Source organism: Streptomyces sp. NPDC005435 (assembly GCF_040703155.1).
Lineage (GTDB): Bacteria > Actinomycetota > Actinomycetes > Streptomycetales > Streptomycetaceae > Streptomyces.
Genome location: NZ_JBEXEQ010000010.1, coordinates 94796 through 116182 on the forward strand (window position 1 = coordinate 94796; position 21387 = coordinate 116182).

General features: G+C 72.5%; 16 protein-coding genes and 1 riboswitch. Of the genes, 11 read left to right on the top strand and 5 right to left on the bottom strand.

Annotated elements, in window-relative coordinates; genetic code table 11:
• Positions 1–7: 7 nt before the first annotated feature.
• The gene (locus AB0898_RS14690) at positions 8–556 is read left to right on the top strand and encodes a DUF485 domain-containing protein (RefSeq protein ID WP_366803275.1); all 549 of its coding nucleotides are present in this window, start codon (positions 8–10) and stop codon (positions 554–556) included.
• A complete protein-coding gene (locus tag AB0898_RS14695; protein WP_366803276.1) occupies positions 553–2145 on the top strand; it encodes a cation acetate symporter in 1593 nt (530 codons plus the stop codon). Before AB0898_RS14690 ends, AB0898_RS14695 begins: the two co-directional genes overlap by 4 nt.
• 45 nt (positions 2146–2190) lie before the next feature.
• Here the strand turns inward: AB0898_RS14695 and AB0898_RS14700 are convergent, their stop codons facing one another.
• Positions 2191–2883: a response regulator gene (locus tag AB0898_RS14700; protein WP_366803277.1), complete on the bottom strand. Its 693-nt coding sequence runs from the start codon at positions 2881–2883 to the stop codon at positions 2191–2193.
• A 172-nt stretch (positions 2884–3055) separates the two neighbouring features.
• Between AB0898_RS14700 and AB0898_RS14705 the strand changes: the two genes are divergently transcribed.
• From AB0898_RS14705 to AB0898_RS14715, 3 genes are all read left to right on the top strand, one after another.
• Positions 3056–3871 (top strand): ABC transporter ATP-binding protein, encoded by an 816-nt coding sequence (locus AB0898_RS14705; protein ID WP_366803278.1) that lies wholly within the window; start codon positions 3056–3058, stop codon positions 3869–3871.
• Positions 3861–4724 (top strand): ABC transporter permease, encoded by an 864-nt coding sequence (locus AB0898_RS14710; protein WP_366803279.1) that lies wholly within the window; start codon positions 3861–3863, stop codon positions 4722–4724. The genes AB0898_RS14705 and AB0898_RS14710 overlap by 11 nt, the downstream gene beginning before the upstream one ends.
• A gap of 76 nt (positions 4725–4800) precedes the next feature.
• Positions 4801–5850 (top strand): ABC transporter substrate-binding protein, encoded by a 1050-nt coding sequence (locus tag AB0898_RS14715; RefSeq protein WP_366803280.1) that lies wholly within the window; start codon positions 4801–4803, stop codon positions 5848–5850.
• A gap of 47 nt (positions 5851–5897) precedes the next feature.
• On the opposite strand, the gene AB0898_RS14720 is transcribed toward AB0898_RS14715, so the two are convergent.
• Together AB0898_RS14720 and AB0898_RS14725 are read right to left on the bottom strand one after the other, a co-directional pair.
• Entirely contained in the window at positions 5898–7517 is a 1620-nt protein-coding gene (locus AB0898_RS14720; RefSeq protein WP_366803281.1) for a sensor histidine kinase, read from the bottom strand.
• Positions 7518–7616: 99 nt separating this feature from the next.
• On the bottom strand, positions 7617–8558 hold the full coding sequence (locus AB0898_RS14725; protein ID WP_366803282.1) for a sucrase ferredoxin: 942 nt from the start codon (positions 8556–8558) through the stop codon (positions 7617–7619).
• Between the two features lie 256 nt (positions 8559–8814).
• Between AB0898_RS14725 and AB0898_RS14730 the strand changes: the two genes are divergently transcribed.
• Positions 8815–9879 carry a GTP-binding protein gene (locus tag AB0898_RS14730; RefSeq protein ID WP_366803283.1) on the top strand — a complete coding sequence of 355 codons (1065 nt, stop codon included), beginning with the start codon at positions 8815–8817 and terminating at the stop codon, positions 9877–9879.
• Between the two features lie 19 nt (positions 9880–9898).
• On the opposite strand, the gene AB0898_RS14735 is transcribed toward AB0898_RS14730, so the two are convergent.
• On the bottom strand, positions 9899–12352 hold the full coding sequence (locus AB0898_RS14735) for a DNA topoisomerase IV subunit A (protein WP_366803284.1): 2454 nt from the start codon (positions 12350–12352) through the stop codon (positions 9899–9901).
• 319 nt (positions 12353–12671) lie between these two features.
• On the opposite strand from AB0898_RS14735, the gene AB0898_RS14740 reads away from it, so the two are divergent.
• The 4 genes from AB0898_RS14740 (at position 12672) to AB0898_RS14755 (ending at position 17517) form a co-directional block, all read left to right on the top strand.
• Complete coding sequence (locus AB0898_RS14740; protein WP_366803285.1) at positions 12672–14066, top strand: pitrilysin family protein; 1395 nt, start codon at positions 12672–12674, stop codon at positions 14064–14066.
• A complete protein-coding gene (locus AB0898_RS14745; RefSeq protein WP_366803286.1) occupies positions 14063–15451 on the top strand; it encodes a pitrilysin family protein in 1389 nt (462 codons plus the stop codon). The genes AB0898_RS14740 and AB0898_RS14745 overlap by 4 nt, the downstream gene beginning before the upstream one ends.
• 235 nt (positions 15452–15686) lie before the next feature.
• A riboswitch (cyclic di-AMP (ydaO/yuaA leader) is annotated at positions 15687–15845 on the top strand.
• 12 nt (positions 15846–15857) lie between these two features.
• Positions 15858–16601 (top strand): M23 family metallopeptidase, encoded by a 744-nt coding sequence (locus tag AB0898_RS14750; RefSeq protein WP_366803287.1) that lies wholly within the window; start codon positions 15858–15860, stop codon positions 16599–16601.
• Positions 16602–16833: 232 nt separating this feature from the next.
• Complete coding sequence (locus AB0898_RS14755) at positions 16834–17517, top strand: GntR family transcriptional regulator (RefSeq protein ID WP_366803288.1); 684 nt, start codon at positions 16834–16836, stop codon at positions 17515–17517.
• Positions 17518–17687: 170 nt separating this feature from the next.
• Here the strand turns inward: AB0898_RS14755 and AB0898_RS14760 are convergent, their stop codons facing one another.
• Positions 17688–17969 (bottom strand): HPr family phosphocarrier protein, encoded by a 282-nt coding sequence (locus tag AB0898_RS14760; RefSeq protein ID WP_366803289.1) that lies wholly within the window; start codon positions 17967–17969, stop codon positions 17688–17690.
• Positions 17970–18156: 187 nt separating this feature from the next.
• Here AB0898_RS14760 and AB0898_RS14765 point away from each other — a divergent pair, with 187 nt between their 5' ends.
• The gene (locus AB0898_RS14765; RefSeq protein WP_366803290.1) at positions 18157–21381 is read left to right on the top strand and encodes a GNAT family N-acetyltransferase; all 3225 of its coding nucleotides are present in this window, start codon (positions 18157–18159) and stop codon (positions 21379–21381) included.
• Positions 21382–21387 lie beyond the last annotated feature (6 nt).

Consider the following 21387-nt stretch of genomic DNA (forward strand, 5'->3'; position numbering starts at 1 on the left):
CTTGGGTATGCAGTCGAGCAACGGCCGGACCCACGGGGCCGAGGAGAGCCCCCGCGGTGCGGCCGACAACCAGGAAGAGCAGGGCGTGACTTCCCCCGATGTCCGGCACGAGGACCCTTGGTACGACACGCAGACCACCGGCCGCGCCGACCTGGACGGAGTGGGCCGGCCCGCGCCGGCCGTGCCGGCCGCGCGCGGTGAGGCCGAGGCGGTGACCGTCCGGGCCCGGGATGTGTACCTGGAGGTCCAGCGCAGCGACGCGTTCCAGGAAGTGCGCAGCCGGTACCGGCGGTTCGTGGTTCCGGCGGTCGCGGCCTTCTTCCTCTGGTACGTCGCCTATGTGGTCACCGCGACCGCCGCGCCGGGGCTCATGGCCCGGCCCGTGGCCGGTGCGGTGAACGTGGGAATGCTCGCGGGGCTGGGGCAGTTCGTCAGCACCTTCCTGCTCACCTGGGCCTACGCCCGGCACGCGCGGCTGCGCCGGGACCGGGCCGCGCTGGAACTGCGCTGGGACACGCAGGAATTGGCCCGAGGCGTCCGTGGAGGTGTGCTGTGACGAGCCATCACCAGACGCTGACGCTGGTGCTGTTCAGCGTCTTCGTGGCCGTGACGCTGGGCATCACGACGTGGGTGAGCCGTCGGCGGCACGGTTCGGCGGAGGAGTTCTACGCGGGCGGGCGGCTCTTCACCCCGCTGGAGAACGGGTTCGCGATCTCGGGCGACTATCTGTCGGCGGCCTCCTTCCTGGGGGTGGCGGGACTCATCGCGCTGTACGGCTACGACGGGCTGCTGTATGCCGTGGGGTTCCTCGTGGCGTGGCTGCTCGTGCTGTTCCTCGCGGCGGAACTGGTGCGCAACTGCGGGCGGTTCACCCTGGCCGACGTGCTGGCCGCGCGGATGAGCGAGCGGCCGGTGCGGATCGCGACCGGGACGTCCTCGGTCACGGTGTCGGTGCTCTACCTGGTGGCGCAGATGGTCGGCGCGGGCAGTCTGGTGGCGCTGCTGCTCGGGCGCACCAGCGCGGCCGCGCAGGCGTGGACGGTCATCGCGGTCGGCGCGCTGATGGTGGTCTATGTGTCCCTGGGCGGGATGCGGGCGACGACCTGGATCCAGATCGTGAAGGCGGTCCTGATGCTCGTCGGGACGATCGCGCTGACCGTGATGGTGCTGGTGCGGTTCCACGGCGACCTCAACCAGCTGCTGGTGACGGCGGCGGAGCGCAGCGGGCACGGGTTGCGGTATCTGGCGCCGGGGCTGAAGTACGGCGGGGGCTGGACGGCGCGGCTGGACTTCATCAGCCTGGGGCTCGCGCTGGTGTTCGGCACGGCGGGGCTGCCGCACATCCTGTCCCGGTTCTACACGGTGCCCACCGCGCGGGCGGCCCGGCGGTCCACGGTGTGGTCGATCGGGCTCATCGGCGGCTTCTATCTGATGGCGATCATCCTGGGGTTCGCGGCGACGGCGGTCGTCGGGGCGGACACCCTGCGCTCCTCCAACGCGGCCGGGAACACGGCGATTCCGCTGCTCGCGCTCGACCTGGGCGGCGGTGCCGAGTCGACCGGCGGCACCGTCCTGTTCGCGGTGGTGGCGGCCGTGGCCATCGCGACGATCCTCGCGGTGGTCGCCGGGATCACCCTGGCCTCCTCGGCGTCGGTGGCGCACGACCTGTACGCGTCGCTGCGGCGGCCGGGTGCCAAGGCGCGCAGCGAGGTGACCGTGGCGCGGGTCGCGGCGGCCTTCATCGGGGTCGTGGCCATCGCGCTCGGGCTGCTGGCCCGCGATCTGAACGTCGCCTTCCTGGTCGGGCTGGCCTTCGCGGTGGCCGCGTCGGCGAACCTGCCGGCGCTGCTGTACTCGCTGTTCTGGCGGGGGTTCACCACGCGGGGCGCGGTGTGGGCCGTATACGGCGGGCTGGTTCCGGCGCTGGTGCTCGTGGTGCTGTCGCCGGTGGTGTCGGGCAGTCCGGGGTCGCTGTTCCCGGACGTGGACTTCCAGTACTTCCCGTTGCAGAACCCGGGGATCGTCTCGATTCCGCTCGGTTTCCTGGCGGGCTGGCTGGGGACGGTCACCTCGGACGAGGTGCCGGACGAGGCCAAGTTCGCGGAGACCGAGGTGCGTTCGCTGACCGGGGCGGGCGCGGTGTGAGCGCGGGAGACGAGCAGTACGGGCAGCCGGAGGCACCGGTCGCGTTCAGGGGGTCACCCAGGCGTACCGGTGCTCGGGGCGTCCCGTGTCGCCGTACTTGAGGGAGAGGCGCAGGCGGCCCGACTGCTCCAGGCGGCGGAGGTAGCGCTGGGCGGTGGACCGGCTCAGGCCGGTCCGGGCCGCGACCTCGTGGGCCGACAGCGGGTGGTCGGCGTGGTGCAGGACCTCGCAGATGAGTTCGTTGGTGGGTTCCGAGTGGCCGCTGGGCAGTCCCGGCACGGACGGGGCCGGGGCGGTGCGCAGGGCGCCGAAGATGCGGTCGACCTGTTCCTGGCCGGTGACCTGGCGGCCGCCGACGCGTTCCATGGTGCGGCGCAGCGCGGCGTAGGAGTCCAGCCGGCCGCGCAGGGCGGCGAAGGTGAACGGCTTGACCAGGTAGTGCAGCGCACCGAGGCGCATGGCCTGCTGGACGGTCGCCACGTCGCCCGCCGCCGTGATCATGATGACGTCGGCGCCGTGGCCCTGCTGCCGCATGCGGTGGACGAGTTCGAGGCCGGTGCCGTCCGGCAGATAGTGGTCGAGCAGGACCAGGTCGATGCTGCCGCGCTCGACGGCGGCCAGGGCCTGGGCGGCGCTGTGCGCGCGGGCGGCGACCCGGAAGCCGGGAACCTTTCCCACGTACTTGGCGTTGATCTCGGCAACGCGGTAGTCGTCGTCCACCACCAGGACGTCAATCATGAGGCCCACCCTTCCCAGGCCGGCGTGCAGGGGGCCCGCGCGTTAAGCCCGTGTTTCGGCTCCGCAGTTCTAGCGTGAGCAGAACGAGCACAACAGCCTCTTGCGAGCAAAAGAACGGGTTGCGCTCACAAGACTGCTGCTGTGGCGGGGGCCACACCTACCGTCCCCCGGTATGAGCGCAGACACCAGCCCCGCCATCGAGCTGAGGGGCGCGACCAAGAGGTTCAGGACGCCGTCCGGCGAACTGCACACGGCTGTCCGGGAGTTGGACCTGACCGTGGGGCGCGGTGAGTTCGTCGCCGTCGTGGGCCCCACCGGCTGCGGCAAGTCCACGACGCTCACCCTCGTCAGCGGGCTAGAGGAGCCCAGCGAGGGTGAGGTGCTGGTGGCCGGGGAGCCGGTCGACGGGGTCGGCGGCAAGGTCGGGTTCGTCTTCCAGCAGGACGCGACCTTCCCCTGGCGGACCGTGCTGGCCAATGTGATGGCGGGCCCCCGTTTCCGGGGCGTGCCCAAGGCGGAGGCCAAGGAGAAGGCGCGCGCCTGGCTGGCCCGGGTCGGGCTCGCCGCGTTCGAGGACCGCTATCCGCACCAGCTCTCCGGCGGCCAGCGCAAGCGCGTCGCCCTCGCCGCGACCTTCGTCAACGACCCGGAGATCCTGCTCATGGACGAGCCGTTCTCCGCGCTCGACGTGCAGACCCGGGCGCTGATGTCCGACGAACTGCTGGAGCTGTGGGAGGGCACCGGCGCCTCCGTCGTGTTCGTCACCCACGACCTGGAGGAGTCCATCGCCCTGGCCGACAAGGTCGTGGTGATGACCGCCGGGCCCGCGACCGTCAAGCAGGTCTTCGACATCGACCTGCCCCGGCCGCGCAAGGTCGAGTCGGTGCGCCTGGAGCCGCGGTTCATCGAGATCTACCGCGAGATCTGGGCCTCCCTCGGCGAAGAGGTCCGCATCACCCGTGAGCGAGGTGCCGCGGATGTCGCCTGAGACGCTGTCCACGCCCCTGGTCACCACCGCCAAGCCCCAGGACCGCGCGCAGTCGCGGGCCCGGGCCGCCCGCAGGCGCAAGGCGGTCGTCCTGGTCGCCCGGATACTGCTCCTCGTGGCCGTGCTCGGCCTGTGGGAGGGGCTGTCCCGCGCGAAGGTCATCGACCCGTTCAACTTCTCGATGCCGTCGGCCATCTGGGACCAGATCCAGTCCTGGACGCTGCACGGGACGGCGCTCGGTTCGCTGGGCGAGCAGATCGCGTACACGCTGTACGAGGCGCTGCTCGGCTGGTTCATCGGGGTCGCGGCCGGTGTGGTGCTGGGCATCGCGTTCGGCCGGGTCGCCTTCCTCGCGGACCTGCTCGGCCCCTACATCAAGGTGCTCAACTCGATTCCCCGGATCGTTCTGGCGCCGGTCTTCCTGATCTGGTTCGGGCTCGGCCCGGCCTCCAAGGTCGCCTCCGCCGTGGTGCTGGTCTTCTTCCCGGTGTTCTTCAACGCCTTCCAGGGCGCCCGCGAGGTGGACCGCAACCTCGTCTCCAACGCGCGGATGCTCGGCGCGAGCGACCGTCAGGTGACGCTCCGGGTGGTCATCCCCTCGGCCACCTCGTGGATCTTCACCAGTCTGCACGTCAGCTTCGGCTTCGCGCTGATCGGCGCCATCGTGGGCGAGTACATCGGCGCCACCCGGGGCATCGGTCTGCTCGTCGCCCAGTCGCAGGGCACCCTCAACTCCGCCGGTGTGTACGCCGCGATGGTCATCCTCGCGGTCGTGGCCCTGCTCGCGGAGGGCCTGCTGACCTTCGCGGAGCGCCGCATCTTCCGCTGGAAGCCGACGAACTCCGAGCAGTGACCGCTCCGTTCCAAGGCCGCCGCCCCGCTCCGAACCCACCGCCGCCCGCGCCCCCGCTCACAAGGACGTGACTCCCATGCGCACCCGCGCCCGCTACGCCTCCCTCGCCACCGCCTGTCTCCTCGCCGTCTCCTCCCTCACCGCCTGCGCCAACGAGGTGGCGGGTACGACCTCTTCGGGCAGTGGCGGCAACGGTGAGAAGGTCAAGATCATGGTCGGTGGCCTGGACAAGGTCATCTACCTGCCCGCGATGCTCACCCAGCGCCTCGGCTACTTCCGTGACGCCGGGCTCAACGTGGAGCTGCTCACCGAGCCCGCCGGGGTCCAGGCCGAGACCGCGCTCGTCTCCGGCCAGGTCCAGGGCTGTGTCGGCTTCTACGACCACACCCTCGACCTCCAGGTGAACGGCAAGTCGGTGGAGTCCGTGGTGCAGTTCTCGCGGGCGCCCGGCGAGGTGGAGGTCGTCTCGGCCAAGCGGAAGGGCGAGATCACCTCGCCCGGCGACTTCAAGGGCCGCAAGCTCGGCGTCACCGGGCTGGGGTCGTCCACCGACTTCCTCACCAAGTACCTCGCGGTGAAGCACGGGGTGAAGGTCAACGAGTTCAGCCCGGTCGCGGTCGGCGCGGGACCGACGTTCATCGCCGCGCTCCAGCAGGGCTCCATCGACGCGGGCATGACGACCGACCCGACCGTGGCGACGATCCTGGAGAAGAAGGCCGGCAGCGTGCTCGTCGACATGCGCACGCCCGAGGGCTCGCAGAAGGCGCTCGGCGGGCCGTACCCCTCCTCCAGCCTGTACATGCGCACCGACTGGGTGAACGACCACAAGGCGACCGTGCAGAAGCTGGCCGACGCGTTCGTCCGCACGCTGCGGTGGATGTCCTCGCACAGCGCCGACCAGATCGCCGCGAAGATGCCCGCCGACTACTCCCAGGGCGACAAGAAGCTGTACGCCGAGGCGATCAAGAGCACGCTGCCGATGTTCACCAAGGACGGCGTGATGCCCGAGAACGGGCCCGAGACCGTCGAGAGGGTCCTCAAGGCCTTCAACCCGAACATCAAGAACGCCGACGTGGACCTGGAGAAGACCTACACCACCGAGTTCGCCGAGAAGGCGGCCAGGTGACGGCCCGTCGACACCCGGCCCGTTGACACCCGGCGCGCTGAGACCCCTCAGCGCGCCTCGGCGGTCAGCGCCTCCGGCAGCACCACCGTGAACTCCGCGCCCCCGCCCTCCGCCGCCCCCACCGTCGCGCTCCCGCCCTGCCGCTGCGCGAGCCGTCGTACCAGCGCGAGCCCGATGCCGCGCTTGCCGTGCGCGGGCGGCTCCTTGGTGGACCAGCCCTCGGTGAACGCCGACTCGCGCCGCCCCTCGGGCACGCCGGGACCGGTGTCCCGTACGCGCAGGACGACCGTACGGTCCTCGGCGTACAGCTCGGCCTCCACGCGCGCCCGCGGGGTGCCCGCGACGGCGTCCAGGGCGTTGTCCACGAGGTTGCCGACCACCGTGACCAGCGCGCGGGGATCGACCAGCCGGTCCGGGACCCAGGTGCGTTCGGACAGGCGCAGGGCGACCCCGCGTTCGGCGGCGACGGTCGCCTTTCCCACCAGCAGGGCGGCGAGCAGCGGGTCCTGGATCTTCTCGGTGACCTGTTCGGCGGTGGCCCGGTGGTCGCCGACCACCTCGCCGATGAAGTCCACCGCGTCGTCGTACATCTCCAGTTCCAGCAGGCCGAGCAGGGTGTGCAGCCGGTTGGCGTGCTCGTGGTCCTGGGCGCGCAGGGCGTCGATCAGGCCCCGGGTGGAGTCGAGTTCACGGCCGAGGCGCTCCAGTTCGGTGCGGTCGCGCAGGGTGGCCACGGCGCCGCCGTCGCCGGTGGGCATGCGGTTGGCGACCAGGACGCGGGGCCCGCGCACGGCGAGCAGATCGGTGCCGGTGACCCGGCCCGTCAGCACCTCCGTCACCCGGCCCTCGCCCAGCGCCTCGTCCGGGGAGCGGCCCACCGTCTCGTCACCGATGCCGAGGAGCCGGGCCGCCTCGTCGTTGAGCAGCCGTATCCGGCCCGCGCGGTCGAGCGCGACCACGCCCTCGCGGATGCCGTGCAGCATCGCCTCGCGTTCCGCGAGCAGCGCCGAGATGTCGGAGAACGCCAGGTCACGGGTCTGCCGCTGGACCCGGCGGGAGATCAGCCACCCGGCCAGCGCGCCCACCGCGAGCGCGCCCCCGGCGTACGCCAGGAGCCCCGGCACCGCGCTCACCAGCCGGGCGCGCACGCTGTCGTAGGCGATGCCGACCGAGACCGCCCCGACGATCCGGTGACCGGCGTCGTACAGCGGCACCTTGCCGCGCGCCGAGCGGCCGAGCGTGCCCCGGTCGATCTCCATGACCTGGGCGCCGGACAGGGGGCGCCTCGGGCTGGTGGAGACGGGATGGCCGATCTCGCCGGGTGTGGGGTGGGACCAGCGCACGCCCCGGGTGTCCATGACGACGACGTACTCGGCGCGGGTCGCGCGCCGGATCCGCTCCGCCTCGCGCTGCACCGGCCCTGTGCGGGTGGGCCGCGTCGTCAGGACGCCCTGGGCGATGGCGGGGTCCTGCGCCGTGGTCTGCGCGATGACCAGCGCGCGGCGCATCGCCTCCTGGTCCAGCTGTCTGCTCAGCGGCGCGAGGAACAGCCCGGTCGCCAGGATCGCGACACCGGCGGCGGTCGTCACCTGCATGAGCAGGACCTGCGAGAACGCCCGCCGGGGGAGTCCGAGGCGGACCCGGCGGGCGGGGGAAGCGGCACTCATGGGCTGGACCGTACGCGGCGGACGCGCGCGGGCCCAGGGGTCGCGCGGAAGACGTTCCGGCTGCTCAGCCCGCCGACGTGCTCAGGCCCGCCGGCATGGTCAGCCCGCCAGCGTCGCCGGCCGCAGCTCGTGGATCGCCACGGCGTCCAGGCGGCCCGGTGCTCCGAGTACCGTCGCGCCGCAGCTCTCCGGGCGCGGCGGCAGTGAAGCCGTCTGTTCGATGACGACGCGCCAGGCCCGGCCGTCCGTGTGGGTGACGGTGACCTCCCAGCGCGGGGCCGCGCCCTCGGTGCGTACGACGGAGAGCACGCCCGCCTCGTACACGTCCGCCGCCGACCGTACGGCCAGTTCGGCGGCCTGGCCCGGGCGTTCCCAGGCGGAGCAGCCCCGGTTGTCCTGGACCGTCACGCGCCCTTCCTCGGCGCTGTGCAGAGCCTGCTTGACGGTGTGGGCCTCGGCGCGGGCGTACGCGTAGCCGTACGGCAGGACGAGCACCGTCGGGGCGAAGCGGTGTCCACCCAGATGAGTGACCTCCCAGACGCCCGGGACCCCGGAGGCGACGAGTTCGGCGGCCAGCGGACGGCCGAGCAGGGCGCAGCAGCGGTCGCGCTTGCCGTTGGTGCACACCAGCGCGAGCGGGTCGCCGGTGTGCGGCCGGGCGCCCAGCACCGAGGTCAGGGAGCGCGGGTCGCCGGCGCCGAGCGCGGCGAAGTCCAGGCCGAGCAGCCGGTGGGGATCGCGGGTGGTGGCCTCGTACAGCCAGACGTTCCCGGGGACGGTGTGGGCCACGTACACCCGGCGCTCGGAGGGCGTTCCGTGGTCCGCGTGGCGCCCCGGGCGCCGGATCAGGACGACGCGCACTCCCGTGCCCTGGGCGGCCGCCTCCAGGGCGCGGCCCAGCACGGGGTCGAGGTGGCTCGACGTGAGCGCTTTGACGCCCCACGGCCCGGGCTGTTCCAGCAGCAGCCACGTCGTCGCCGTGGCCGCCGTACCGGAAACGGGCTCGTCGAGGCTCCGGGAGACGGTCGCGCACCTACTCACAGAGGTGAGCCTAACCTGACTTCCGCCCGGGTCGCTCACCGGCGGGGGTATGTCCGGGTCGCGGTGTGGGTAGGACTCGGGGTTCACGAGTGGATCTCCCCGGGGTCCCTGCCCGGCGTACGGTTTCCGCGCCCGGCGTACGTCCCGGTCCCGCGCGGGCGCCCCTCGTATCCTGGTCGGACAGTCCGTCCGCCGGGCGCCGCGCCCCGTGCCGGGACGCCGTGCCCGGTGAGAGCCGAAGGAAGGGTGCCGCCCGGTGGGGAGCAGTCACAGTCCGCAGCAGATCCCGGTCGTCGTGCTCGCCGGGTTCCTCGGGTCCGGGAAGACCACGCTCCTCAACCATCTGCTGCACCGCAGCGGGGGCAGCCGGATCGGGGCCGTCGTCAACGATTTCGGGGACATCGAGATCGACGCCATGGCGGTCGCGGGTGCGCTCGGGGACTCCACCGTCTCGCTCGGCAACGGCTGTCTGTGCTGCGCGGTCGACGCGAGCGAACTGGACTCCTACCTGGAGCGCCTCGCCGCGCCCGCCGCCGGCATCGACGTGATCGTCATCGAGGCCAGCGGGCTCGCGGAACCGCAGGAACTCGTGCGGATGGTGCTGGCCAGCGAGCTGCCCGGGATCGTGTACGGCGGGCTCGTGGAGGTCGTGGACGCGGCCGAGTTCGACGCCACCCGCGCCCGGCACCCCGAGATCGACCGGCACCTCGCGCTCGCGGACCTCGTCGTGGTCAACAAGCTCGACCGCGCCGAGGACGCCGAACGGGTCCTCGCGCAGGTGCGCGAACTCGCCGACGGCGCCCCGGTCGTCGCCGCCACCTACGGCCGCATCGACCCGGAGTTCCTCTTCGAGTGCAGGCCCAGTGAGGAGCGCGTCGGCCAGCTCTCCTTCGACGACCTCCACACGGACGGCGACGAGGACGACGACACGCACGCCTCCCACCTGCACACCGGCTACGACAGCCTGTCCTTCACCTCCACCGCGCCCATGAACCCCCGCGCGCTCATGCGGTTCCTGGACAGCAGGCCGGACGGGCTGTACCGGATCAAGGGGTACGTGGACTTCGGGGCGCACGACAGCGGCAACCGGTACGCCGTGCACGCCGTCGGCCGCTTCCTGCGCTTCTACCCCGAGCCCTGGCCGCAGCGGGACGGGGACCGTCTCACCCAGCTCGTGCTCATCGGCTCGGGCATCGACACCGAAGCGCTCCGCAAGGAACTCGACGCCTGCCGTGACGACAGCGCGCCTCAGCCGGACGAGCACGCCATGTGGGGCGTCCTGCGCTACGTACCGGGCTCCGAGGACGAGCCCGGCACCTAGCGACCGGCGGGAACCGCCGCTACACCACCGGTCCCGCCACCACGGCCACCGGCTTCGCCAGCGACGTACCGGAGCCGTCCCGGCGCGGATCCAGCTCCGGCAGCTCCGCCGGGAGACCGTTCTTCTGCGCCGCCCGCGCCGGGACCGGTCCCGCCCAGGCCAGGGACAGACAGTCCTCGCCCTTCAGGAACCGCTGGCAGCGGACACCACCCGTCGCCCGTCCCTTGCGCGGGAACTGGTCGAACGGGGTCAGCTTGGCCGTCGTGTGCACCGAGTCGTCCAGCGTGCCGCGGGAGCCCGCGACCGTGAACACCACCGCGTCGGCGGCCGGATCGACCGCCGTGAACGAGATCACCTTCGCGCCCTCGGTGAGCTTGATGCCCGCCACACCGCCCGCCGGACGGCCCTGTGGACGCACCTGGTTCGCCTGATAGCGCAGGAGCTGGGCGTCGTCGGTGATGAACACCAGGTCCTCCTCGCCGGTGCGCAGTTCCACCGCGCCGACGATCCGGTCACCCTCCCGGAGCGAGATGACCTCCAACTCGTCCTTGTTGGACGGGTAGTCGGGCACCACGCGCTTGACCACGCCCTGTTCGGTGCCGAGCGCGAGGCCCGGTGACGACTCGTCGAGGGTGCTCAGACAGATCACCGTCTCGTCGTCCTCCAGGGACACGAACTCCGCGAGCGGCGCGCCGCCGGAGAGGTTCGGCGCGGTCGCGGTGTCGGGCAGCTGGGGCAGATCGACCACGTTGACGCGCAGCAGCCGGCCTGCCGAGGTGACGGCGCCGACCTCGCCGCGCGCGGTCGTCCGTACCGCCGAGACGATCACGTCGTGCTTGGTGCGTCCGCCGTCCTGCGGAACGGGCTCGGCGTTCGACGTACGGGCCAGCAGGCCGGTCGAGGACAGCAGCACCCGGCACGGGTCGTCGGCCACCTGGAGCGGCACGGTGGCGACCTGGGAGGCGGTGGACTCCAGCAGGACCGTACGCCGGTCGGTGCCGAACTTCTTGGAGACGGCGGCCAGTTCGTCGGAGACCATCTTGCGCAGCTCGGTGTCCGACTCCAGGACCCGGGTCAGCTCCTCGATCTCCTGGTTGAGCCGGTCCTGCTCGGCCTCCAGCTCGATCCGGTCGAACTTCGTCAGGCGGCGCAGCGGGGTGTCCAGGATGTACTGCGTCTGGATGTCGCTCAGCCCGAAGCGCTCGATCAGGCGCTCCTTGGCCTGCGCGGAGTTCTCGCTGGAGCGGATCAGCCGGATGACCTCGTCGATGTCGGCCAGCGCGGTGAGCAGGCCCTCCACCAGGTGGAGCCGGTCGCGGCGCTTGCCGCGGCGGAACTCGCTGCGGCGGCGCACGACCTCGAAGCGGTGGTCGAGGTAGACCTCGAGGAGTTCCTTCAGGCCCAGCGTGAGGGGCTGGCCGTCGACCAGGGCGACGTTGTTGATGCCGAAGGACTCCTCCATGGGCGTCAGCTTGTACAGCTGCTCCAGGATGGCCTCCGGCACGAAGCCGTTCTTGATCTCGATGACCAGGCGCAGGCCGTGCTCGCGGTCGGTGAGGTCCTTGACGTCCGCGATGCCCTGGATCTTCTTCGCGTTGACCAGGTCCTTGATCTTCGCGATGACCTTCTCGGGGCCGACCGCGAAGGGCAGTTCGGTGACGACCAGGCCCTTGCGGCGGGCGGTGACCGTCTCGACGGCGACCGTGGCGCGGATCTTGAAGGTGCCGCGGCCCGTCGCGTACGCGTCGCGGATGCCGTCCAGGCCGACGATCCGGCCGCCGGTGGGCAGGTCGGGGCCCGGGACGTGCCGCATCAGGGCGTCCAGGTCCGCGCCCGGGTGCCGGATGAGGTGGCGGGCGGCCGCGACGACCTCGCGCAGGTTGTGCGGGGGCATGTTGGTCGCCATGCCGACCGCGATGCCGGAGGCGCCGTTGACCAGCAGGTTCGGGAACGCGGCCGGCAGGGCCACCGGTTCCTGCTCCTGGCCGTCGTAGTTCGGCGCGAAGTCGACCGTGTCCTCGTCGATGGACTCGGTCATCAGGCTCGTCGCCTCGGCCATCCGGCACTCGGTGTACCGCATGGCGGCCGGCGGGTCGTCGTTGCCCAGCGAGCCGAAGTTGCCGTGGCCGTCGACCAGCGGCACGCGCATCGAGAAGGGCTGGGCCATGCGCACGAGGGCGTCGTAGATCGACGTGTCGCCGTGCGGGTGCAGCTTGCCCATGACCTCGCCGACCACGCGGGCGCACTTCACGTACGCGCGCTCGGGGCGCAGGCCCATCTCGTTCATCTGGTAGACGATGCGCCGGTGCACCGGCTTCAGTCCGTCGCGGGCGTCCGGGAGGGCGCGCGAGTAGATGACCGAGTACGCGTATTCCAGATAGGAGCCGCGCATCTCGTCCACGACGTCGATGTCGAGGATCTTCTCCTCGTACGCATCGTCGGGCGGCGGGGTCTTCGTACTGCGGCGGGCCATCGCTGCCGGCTCCTTGCTGAGGCGGTTGACGGATCTGACGCGGACCATTGTGGACCGAGGCACTGACACTGCGGGCCGCGCCCCGGTCCGAGAGGGGGAAAGCCCCGACGCCCGGCGGTCCGCCCGGTCCGGCCGCCGCGATTCGGCGCCGTCCGGTACCGCGCCCGCCATGAGCACGTCTGACGCAGGCTACGCGATCCGCTCAGGGCGTACGTCCGGCGGGAACTCCGCCGGGCCCTCGCACGCTTTGCATACAGTGGCAGGAACGGCAGGAAAACAGCGGTTTCTTTCGACCGCCTCCGCTTGCGAAGGGACGTACATGCCCATGGGTCACACGACCACAGCCGAGGCAGGCTCCGGGGGCCTGACAGCGACCGAGCACCGCCTGGCCAACGGTCTGCGCGTGGTGCTCTCCGAGGACCACCTGACCCCGGTGGCGGCGGTCTGCCTCTGGTACGACGTCGGCTCCCGGCACGAGGTCAAGGGCCGCACCGGACTGGCCCACCTCTTCGAGCACCTGATGTTCCAGGGGTCCGGCCAGGTCAAGGGCAACGGCCACTTCGAGCTGGTCCAGGGCGCGGGCGGCTCGCTGAACGGCACGACCAGCTTCGAGCGCACCAACTACTTCGAGACGATGCCCGCCCATCAGCTGGAGCTCGCCCTCTGGCTGGAGGCCGACCGCATGGGCTCCCTGCTGGCCGCCCTGGACGACGAGTCCATGGAGAACCAGCGCGACGTCGTCAAGAACGAGCGCCGCCAGCGCTACGACAACGTCCCCTACGGCACCGCTTTCGAGAAGCTGACCGCCATGGCCTATCCCGAGGGCCACCCCTACCATCACACGCCGATCGGCTCCATGGCCGACCTGGACGCGGCGACGCTGGAGGACGCGCGCGCGTTCTTCCGCACCTACTACGCGCCGAACAACGCGGTGCTCTCCGTGGTCGGCGACATCGACCCCGAGCAGACGCTCGCCTGGATCGAGAAGTACTTCGGCTCCATCGCGGGCCACGACGGCAAGCCCGCCCCGCGCGACGGCGCGCTGCCCGAGGTGATCGGCGAGCAGCTGCGCGAGGTCGTCGTCGAGGAGGTCCCGGCGCGCGCCCTGATGGCCGCCTACCGGCTCCCCGAGGACGGCACGCGCGCGAGTGACGCGGCCGACCTCGCGCTGACCATCCTCGGCGGCGGCGAGTCCTCCCGGCTGTACAACCGCCTGGTGCGCCGCGACCGTACGGCCGTGGCGGCCGGGTTCGGCCTGCTGCGCCTGGCCGGCGCGCCCTCGCTGGGCTGGCTCGACGTGAAGACCTCCGGCGACGTCGAGGTGCCGGTCATCGAGGCCGCCATCGACGAGGAGCTGGCCCGCTTCGCGGCGGAGGGCCCGACTCCGGAGGAAATGGAGCGCGCCCAGGCCCAGTTGGAGCGCGAGTGGCTGGACCGGCTCGGCACGGTCGCGGGCCGCGCCGACGAACTGTGCCGGTACGCCGTCCTGTTCGGCGACCCGCAGCTCGCCCTGACGGCCGTCCAGCGCGTCCTGGAGGTGACCCCGGAGGAGGTCCAGGAGGTCGCCAAGGCGCGCCTGCGCCCGGACAACCGCGCGGTCCTCGTCTACGAGCCCAAGTCCCCGGAGACGGTCGAGGACGCCGACCTGCCCGACGACCCGGAGCACGAGGCCACCGTAGAGGCCGGCCACGACAACGAGGAGACGGCCAAGTGACCGAGCTCGCCACCATGGAGTTCCACCCCCAGCCGCAGCCGGGCGAGGCGAAGCCGTGGGCGTTCCCGGCGCCCGAGCGCTCCACGCTGGACAACGGCCTCACCGTGCTGCGCTGCCACCGCCCCGGCCAGCAGGTCGTCGCGGTGGAGGTGCTGCTCGACGCGCCCCTGGACGCCGAACCGGCCGGGCTCGACGGTGTCGCCACGATCATGGCGCGCGCCTTCTCCGAGGGCACCGGCGAGCTGAGCGCCGAGGACTTCGCCGCCGAGCTGGAGCGCGCGGGCGCCACGCTGGACGCGCACGCCGACCACCCCGGCGTCCGGCTCAGCCTGGAGGTCCCGGTCTCCCGGCTGCCCAAGGGCCTCGGCCTGCTCGCGGACGCCCTGCGCGACCCGGCCTTCGCGGAGAGCGAGGTCGAGCGCCTGGTCCGCAACCGCCTGGACGAGATCCCGCACGAGCTGGCCAACCCGGCCCGCCGCGCGGCCAAGGAGCTGTCCAAGGAGCTGTTCCCGGCCTCCGCGCGCATGTCGCGCCCGCGCCAGGGCACCGAGGACACCGTCGAGAAGATCGACGCGGCCGCCGTGCGCGCCTTCTACGACCGCCATGTGCGCCCGGCCACGGCCACCGTGGTCGTCGTCGGCGACCTGACCGACACCGACCTGGACGGGCTCCTCACCGAGACCCTGGGCGCCTGGACGGGCACGCCGGGCACGCCCCGCCCGGTGCCGCCGGTGACGTCCGACGACACCGGCCGCGTGGTCATCGTGGACCGGCCCGGCGCCGTCCAGACCCAGCTGCTCATCGGCCGTACCGGCTCCGACCGGCACGACCGGGTGTGGCCCGCGCAGGTGCTCGGCACCTACTGCCTCGGCGGCACCCTCACCTCCCGCCTGGACCGCGTCCTGCGCGAGGAGAAGGGCTACACCTACGGGGTGCGCGCCTTCGGCCAGGTGCTGCGCTCCTCCGCCGACGGCACGGGCGCCTCCATGCTCGCCATCAGCGGCTCGGTGGACACGCCGAACACCGGTCCGGCGCTCGCGGACCTGTGGACCGTGCTGAACACCCTCGCGGCGGAGGGCCTGACCGACGCCGAGCGGGACGTGGCCGTGCAGAACCTGGTGGGCGTGGCCCCGCTGAAGTACGAGACGGCCGCCGCCGTCGCCGGGACGCTGGCCGACCAGGTCGAGCAGCACCTGCCCGACGACTACCAGGCCGAGCTGTACCGCCGGCTGGCCGCGACCGGCACCGTGGAGGCCACCGCCGCCGTCGTGAACGCCTTCCCGGCGGACCGGCTGGTGACCGTCCTCGTCGGTGACGCCGCTCAGATCAAGGAGCCGGTGGAGGCCCTCGGCATCGGTCCGGTCACCGTGGTGCCGGCCGAGTAGCGACGAGCAGCGAGGGGCGGAGACGCCCGTACGCGCGCAGGGGCCCTGACGGCAGACGATCCGTCAGGGCCCCTTTGTGTTCGCCCCGGTCGGCAAATGTCCGGATTGATGCGGAGGTTGCCCGTCTGCCCTGTGTCGTGCGCTACAAATGCCCGGAGTCGTTTGAGTATCGGCCGCCGTCCCCATTAGCTTCGTCCGGGCTGTCCGTCAGGCAGTGCGCCGCGCCCGCGGCACCGGACAGCCGACGCCGAGTCCCCGCATGGCGCGAGCCTGGGGAGCCGGGGAACCATGTTCCCGAGGTGAATCGGGCGCCCACGCGCGAGCGGGGGAGTCCGTAGGAGACCTTCCTCTCCGAACCTGTCAGCTAACCCGGTAGGCGTGAGGGAAGGAAAGGACCAGCCACCACATGGCGTTCATGTGCGCCACCGGGAAGCACCGCAGGCCCGGACGTGTCACGCGTACCACCGCTCGGGCGGCCGGAGTCGCGGCCCTCACCACCACCGGTGTCGTCGGCACCCTGACGGCCTCCCCGGCCCTCGCCGCCGACCACTCCGCCGAGCAGACCGGTCTCACCCCGGTCATCAGCGTCAACGACGACCTCGCCGCCGAGATCGACGCCCAGGCGGCCGCCCAGCGGGCCGCCGCCGAGCGCAAGGCCGCCCAGGAGGCCGCCGCCGCGCGCGTGAAGGAGGCGCGCGCCGCCGAGGTCCGCGCGGCCCGTGCCGCCGAGCGCGAGCGGCTCAACGCCTTCGTCGCGCCGATCGCCCACTCCTACGTCTCCACCGGCTACAAGACCGGCGGCTCCCTGTGGTCCTCCGGCAGCCACACCGGCATCGACTTCCACGCCGCGAGCGGGACCCCGGTCCACGCGGTCGGCGCGGGCACCGTCGTCTCCGCCGGCTGGGGCGGGGCGTACGGCAACGAGGTGGTGATCCGGATGGCCGACGGGATGTACACCCAGTACGGCCATCTGTCGTCCCTCGGCGTCACGGTGGGCCAGAAGGTCACGCCGGGTCAGCAGATCGGCCTGTCCGGCGCGACCGGCAACGCGACCGGACCGCATCTGCACTTCGAGGCCCGTACGGGCCCCGAGTACGGCTCGGACGTCGACCCGGTCGGCTACCTCCGCAAGCACGGCCTGGACGTCTGAGGCCGGCCCGCGTTTCGCGCCGTACCCCAGGGAGCCCCGGTCCGCACCGCCGCCGGGGCTCCCGCCCTTTCCGTACCGTTTCCGGCGCGTCGGCCGTCCGGCGGCCTGCCCCGCTGTCCAAAAAAGAACCATGAATTCCGGTCCGCCGTCGGAAATTCCCGCGCATTGCAATAGAGTCACGGAACGGGCGTCCATCGTCGACGTTTCACGGGGATTAAGGCGGAGGTGGCTCATGCGTATTCCGGCGCATTCGGTGTGCACGGCGATCCGGGACGACATCGTCGCCGGGGTCCACGAGCGCGGCAGCCGCCTCACCGAGGAGGTCCTCGCCCGCCGCTACGGCGTCTCGCGCGTCCCCGTCCGCGAGGCGCTGCGCACGCTGGAGGCGGAGGGGTTCGTGGTGACCCGGCGGCACGCGGGCGCGTGTGTGGCCGAGCCGACCGAGCGGGAGGCCGCCGACCTGCTGGAGATGCGCAGGCTGCTGGAGCCGCTGGGGGCCGCCCGGGCCGCGCAGCGGCGCACCGAGGCCCATCTCAAGGTGCTGCGCGGTCTGGTCCGACTCGGCCAGGAGCGGGCCAGGCGCGGGAACAGCGAGGATCTGCGGGCGCTGGGCGGCTGGTTCCACGAGACGCTGGGGCAGGCCGCGGCCAGCCAGTCGCTGACCGCGATGCTCACCCAGGTGCGGCACAAGATCGCCTGGATGTACACGGTGGACGCCCCCGCGAACCCGGTCGAGTCCTGGGCGGAGCACGGCGCGATCGTGGACGCGGTGGCGCGCGGGGACGGCGACCGCGCGCGGTCGCTCACCGCGCTGCACGCCGAGCGCGCGGCCTTCGCGCACCGGCTGCGGTTCGCCTCCGGCGACGGCTCGCGGCAGCCGCAACATGTTGTAAACACAGCGGGTCAGCGGAATTAACACGGGCGCTGTATACAAAGAAAAGCTCTTTCGGTGGCGGTGTTTTCTGCTGCTCTTTTTCTTTCCGCAACCTGAATTCGAGGACGCGTTCCGCGCTTATCCGTGAAAACGCGGAAGCCGCGCCACCGTGAACAGGTGACGCGGCTTTCCGTGCGGAACGGAGGCGAGACTCAGACGGTCTCGGGCAGCTCGTCCAGGCCCTCGGCGACCAGCTTGGCCAGACGCTCCAGCGCGGCCTCGGCGCCCTCGGCGTCGGAGGCGAGGACGATCTCCTCGCCCCCCTGGGCGCCCAGGCCGAGGACGGCGAGCATCGAGCCCGCGTTGACCGGGTTGCCGCCGGACTTGGCGATCGTGACCGGGACGCCTGTGGCCGTGGCGGCTCGGACGAAGATGGAAGCGGGGCGGGCGTGGAGGCCCTCGGCCCAGCCGACGTTGACGCGGCGCTCAGCCATGTGATGCTGCCCTTCAGTCTCTCAGGTTGTCTAGACCAGTTTCCCACACGGGGAAGCGTGCCCGGAGCGGCACTTCACCCCTCCGGAGCTCCTCCGGACCGGTCGTCGGACCGCGGCCTCGGCCCGACTCCCGTTTCCCACAGACTGCCTCGCGCTGTTGTCGTACGCGAGCCGTACTCTGGGGCCCATGCAGACCCCGGCGGACCCGCAGGACCGGCACGAGTACCCCGCCCACTGGGAGGCGGACGTGGTGCTGCGCGACGGTGGCACCGCGCGCATCCGGCCCATCACCACCGACGACGCCGATCGCCTCGTCAGCTTCTACGAGCAGGTGTCCGACGAGTCGAAGTACTACCGCTTCTTCGCCCCGTACCCCCGGCTCTCCGCCAAGGACGTCCACCGCTTCACGCACCACGACTTCGTGGACCGTGTGGGGCTCGCCGCCACGGTCGGCGGCGAGTTCATCGCCACCGTACGCTACGACCGGATCGGCGCCGACGGCATGGCCGCCTCGGCGCCGGCCGACGAGGCGGAGGTCGCCTTCCTGGTGCAGGACGCGCACCAGGGCAGGGGTGTCGCCTCCGCCCTCCTGGAGCACATCGCGGCCGTCGCGCGCGAGCGGGGCATCCGCCGGTTCGCCGCCGAGGTGCTGCCCGCCAACACCAAGATGATCAAGGTGTTCACCGATGCCGGGTACACCCAGAAGCGGAGCTTCGAGGACGGGGTCGTCCGGCTGGAGCTGGACCTCGAACCCACGGACCGCTCCCTCGCGGTGCAGTGGGCCCGGGAGCAGCGGGCGGAGGCGCGGTCGGTACGGCGGCTGCTGGCGCCCGGGTCCGTCGCCGTCATCGGGGTCGGGCGCGCGCCGGGCGGGGTCGGGCGCAGCGTGCTCGGCAACATCCGCGACGCCGGGTACCGGGGGCCGCTGCACGCCGTCAACACCGCCTTCCCCGAGGACGTCAAGGAGATCGACGGGGTGCGGGCCTACCGCTCGGTGCGGGACATCGAGGGTCCGGTGGACCTCGCGGTGGTGGCCGTCCCCGCGGACCGCGTGCCCGCCGTCGTCGCCGAGTGCGGGGAACACGGTGTGCAGGGTCTGGTCGTGCTCTCCGCCGGGTACGCCGAGATCGGGCCCGAGGGGCGCGAGCGGCAGCGGGCGCTGGTGCGGCAGGCGCGGGCGTACGGCATGCGGATCATCGGCCCCAACGCCTTCGGGGTCATCAACACGGCGTCCGACGTGCGGCTCAACGCCTCGCTCGCGCCGGAGATGCCCCGGCCCGGCCGGATCGGGATGTTCGCGCAGTCCGGTGCCATCGGGATAGCCCTTCTGTCCCGGCTGCACCGGCGCGGCGGCGGCATCACCGGGGTCACCGGTGTCTCCACCTTCGTCTCCTCCGGCAACCGCGCCGACGTCTCCGGCAACGACGTCCTCCAGTACTGGTTCGACGACCCCGACACCGATGTCGTCCTCATGTACCTGGAGTCCATCGGCAACCCCCGCAAGTTCACGCGCCTGGCCCGGCGTACGGCCGCCGCCAAGCCGCTGGTCGTGGTGCAGAGCGCGGGTTCGACTCCCCAGGGTCACGCGGTGCGCGTCACCCGGCTCCCGCACGACACGGTGTCCGCGCTGCTCCGCCAGGCGGGCGTCATCCGCGTCGACACCATCACGGAACTGGTCGACGCGGGGCTCCTGCTGGCCCGTCAGCCCCTGCCCGCCGGCCCCCGCGTGGCGATCCTCGGCAACTCCGAGTCGCTGGGGATGCTCACCTACGACCGCTGCCTGGCCGAAGGCCTCCAGCCCTCGACGCCGATCGACCTGACGACCTCGGCGACCGCCGCCGACTTCCACCGCGCCCTGTCCCACGCGCTGGCGGACGACACGTCCGACGCGGTGGTCGTCACCGCGATTCCGGCGATCGGCGAGGCGTCCCCCGACGACGCGGAACTGGCCGAAGCGCTGCGCACGGCGGCCGCCGCGGTCCCCGGCAAGCCGGTGCTCGTGGTCCATGTCGAGCTGGGCGGCCTGGCGGAGGCGCTGTCGCTGGCGACGAGCACGGCGCCGGTGCCTCCGGCGGACGGAGCGGATGAGACGGGGCCCGCTGGGGTGGGCTCCGCCCGGGAGACGGAGGGGAGCGCGGCCGGCGCGGGAAGCGGGGCCGAGGCTGAAGGGTTCACGTCCGCCGCGGGCGACCTGGCAGCGGGGCAGGGCTCCGCCGTCGCGGGCAGCCGGGAAGTCGGGCAGGGCTCCGCCGTCGCGGGCGGCCGGGAAGTCGGGCGGGGCTCCGCCGTCGCGGGCGGCCGGGCCGCCGAGCGGCACTCCACCGTCGCGGGCGACCAGGCAGCCGGGCAGCGCTCCGCCGTCGCCCCCACGCCCTCCGTCCGGCCACCCGCCGTACGCGGCACGCCCCCGACGTCGGGGCTCTTCGCCCCCGGCACGCCGAGTGCCTCGGTATCGAGCGGTGCCGGGCGGGGCGTCGCCGTGTCGGGCGCCCCCGCTTCCGGCGCCCCGGTGGGGAGCGGGTCCATGCTCGTACCCACCACTCCGCACCCCCGCCTCATCCCCGCCTACCCCGCCGCCGAACGCGCCGTCCGCGCCCTCGCCGAGGCCGTCAAGTACGCCCAGTGGCGGCGGGAGGCGGCGGAGCCCGGGCCCGTGCCGGAGTACGACGACATCGACGAGCGGCGGGCGGCCAAGCTGATCGCCGGGCTGCTGGAGCGCGGGGAGGGGCTGGCGGTCGGGCCCGAGGAGACCCGGGAACTGCTGGCCGCCTACGGGATCCGGGTCCGCCCCGCGCTGCCCGCGCCCACCCCCGACGCCGCCGCCGAGGCCGCCCACGCGCTCGGCTATCCCGTCGCGCTCAAGGCCACCGCCCCGCATCTACGGCATCGGGCCGACCTCGGGGGAGTACGGCTCGACCTCGCCGACGAGGAGCAACTGCGGCGGGCTTACGCGGAGTTGACCGAGCTGTTCGGGCCGGCGGAGCAGCTGCGCCCGGTGGTGCAGGCGATGGCGGCGCGCGGAGTGGACACCGTCGTGCGCGCGGTCATCGACCCGGCGGCCGGAGCGGTGCTGTCCTTCGGCCTGGCCGGAGCCGCGTCCCAGCTGCTCGGCGACACCGCGCACCGGCTGGTCCCGGTCACCGCCCGCGAGGCGTCCTCCCTGGTCCGCTCCATCCGCACCGCGCCCCTGCTGTTCGGCTGGCGCGGCTCCACCCCCGTGGACACGCCCGCCCTGGAGGAGCTGCTGCTCCGGGTCTCCCGCCTGGTCGACGACCACCCGGAGGTCGTCGCGGTCACCCTGGAGCCGGTCGTCGTCGCCCAGCACGGCCTGACGGTCCTGGACGCCACGATCCGCCTGGCACCACCCCCGGCCCGCGACGACCTGGGCCCGCGCACGCTGCCGGTGTACTGAACGGGA

Coding starts and splice junctions, on each gene's coding strand:
- AB0898_RS14755 (WP_366803288.1), top strand. CDS start 16,834: ATGCGTATTCCGGCGCATTCGGTGTGCACGGCGATCCGGGACGACATC.
- AB0898_RS14740 (WP_366803285.1), top strand. CDS start 12,672: ATGCCCATGGGTCACACGACCACAGCCGAGGCAGGCTCCGGGGGCCTG.
- AB0898_RS14760 (WP_366803289.1), bottom strand. CDS start 17,969: ATGGCTGAGCGCCGCGTCAACGTCGGCTGGGCCGAGGGCCTCCACGCC.
- AB0898_RS14735 (WP_366803284.1), bottom strand. CDS start 12,352: ATGGCCCGCCGCAGTACGAAGACCCCGCCGCCCGACGATGCGTACGAG.
- AB0898_RS14720 (WP_366803281.1), bottom strand. CDS start 7,517: ATGAGTGCCGCTTCCCCCGCCCGCCGGGTCCGCCTCGGACTCCCCCGG.
- AB0898_RS14690 (WP_366803275.1), top strand. CDS start 8: ATGCAGTCGAGCAACGGCCGGACCCACGGGGCCGAGGAGAGCCCCCGC.
- AB0898_RS14710 (WP_366803279.1), top strand. CDS start 3,861: ATGTCGCCTGAGACGCTGTCCACGCCCCTGGTCACCACCGCCAAGCCC.
- AB0898_RS14750 (WP_366803287.1), top strand. CDS start 15,858: ATGGCGTTCATGTGCGCCACCGGGAAGCACCGCAGGCCCGGACGTGTC.
- AB0898_RS14700 (WP_366803277.1), bottom strand. CDS start 2,883: ATGATTGACGTCCTGGTGGTGGACGACGACTACCGCGTTGCCGAGATC.
- AB0898_RS14705 (WP_366803278.1), top strand. CDS start 3,056: ATGAGCGCAGACACCAGCCCCGCCATCGAGCTGAGGGGCGCGACCAAG.
- AB0898_RS14715 (WP_366803280.1), top strand. CDS start 4,801: ATGCGCACCCGCGCCCGCTACGCCTCCCTCGCCACCGCCTGTCTCCTC.
- AB0898_RS14765 (WP_366803290.1), top strand. CDS start 18,157: ATGCAGACCCCGGCGGACCCGCAGGACCGGCACGAGTACCCCGCCCAC.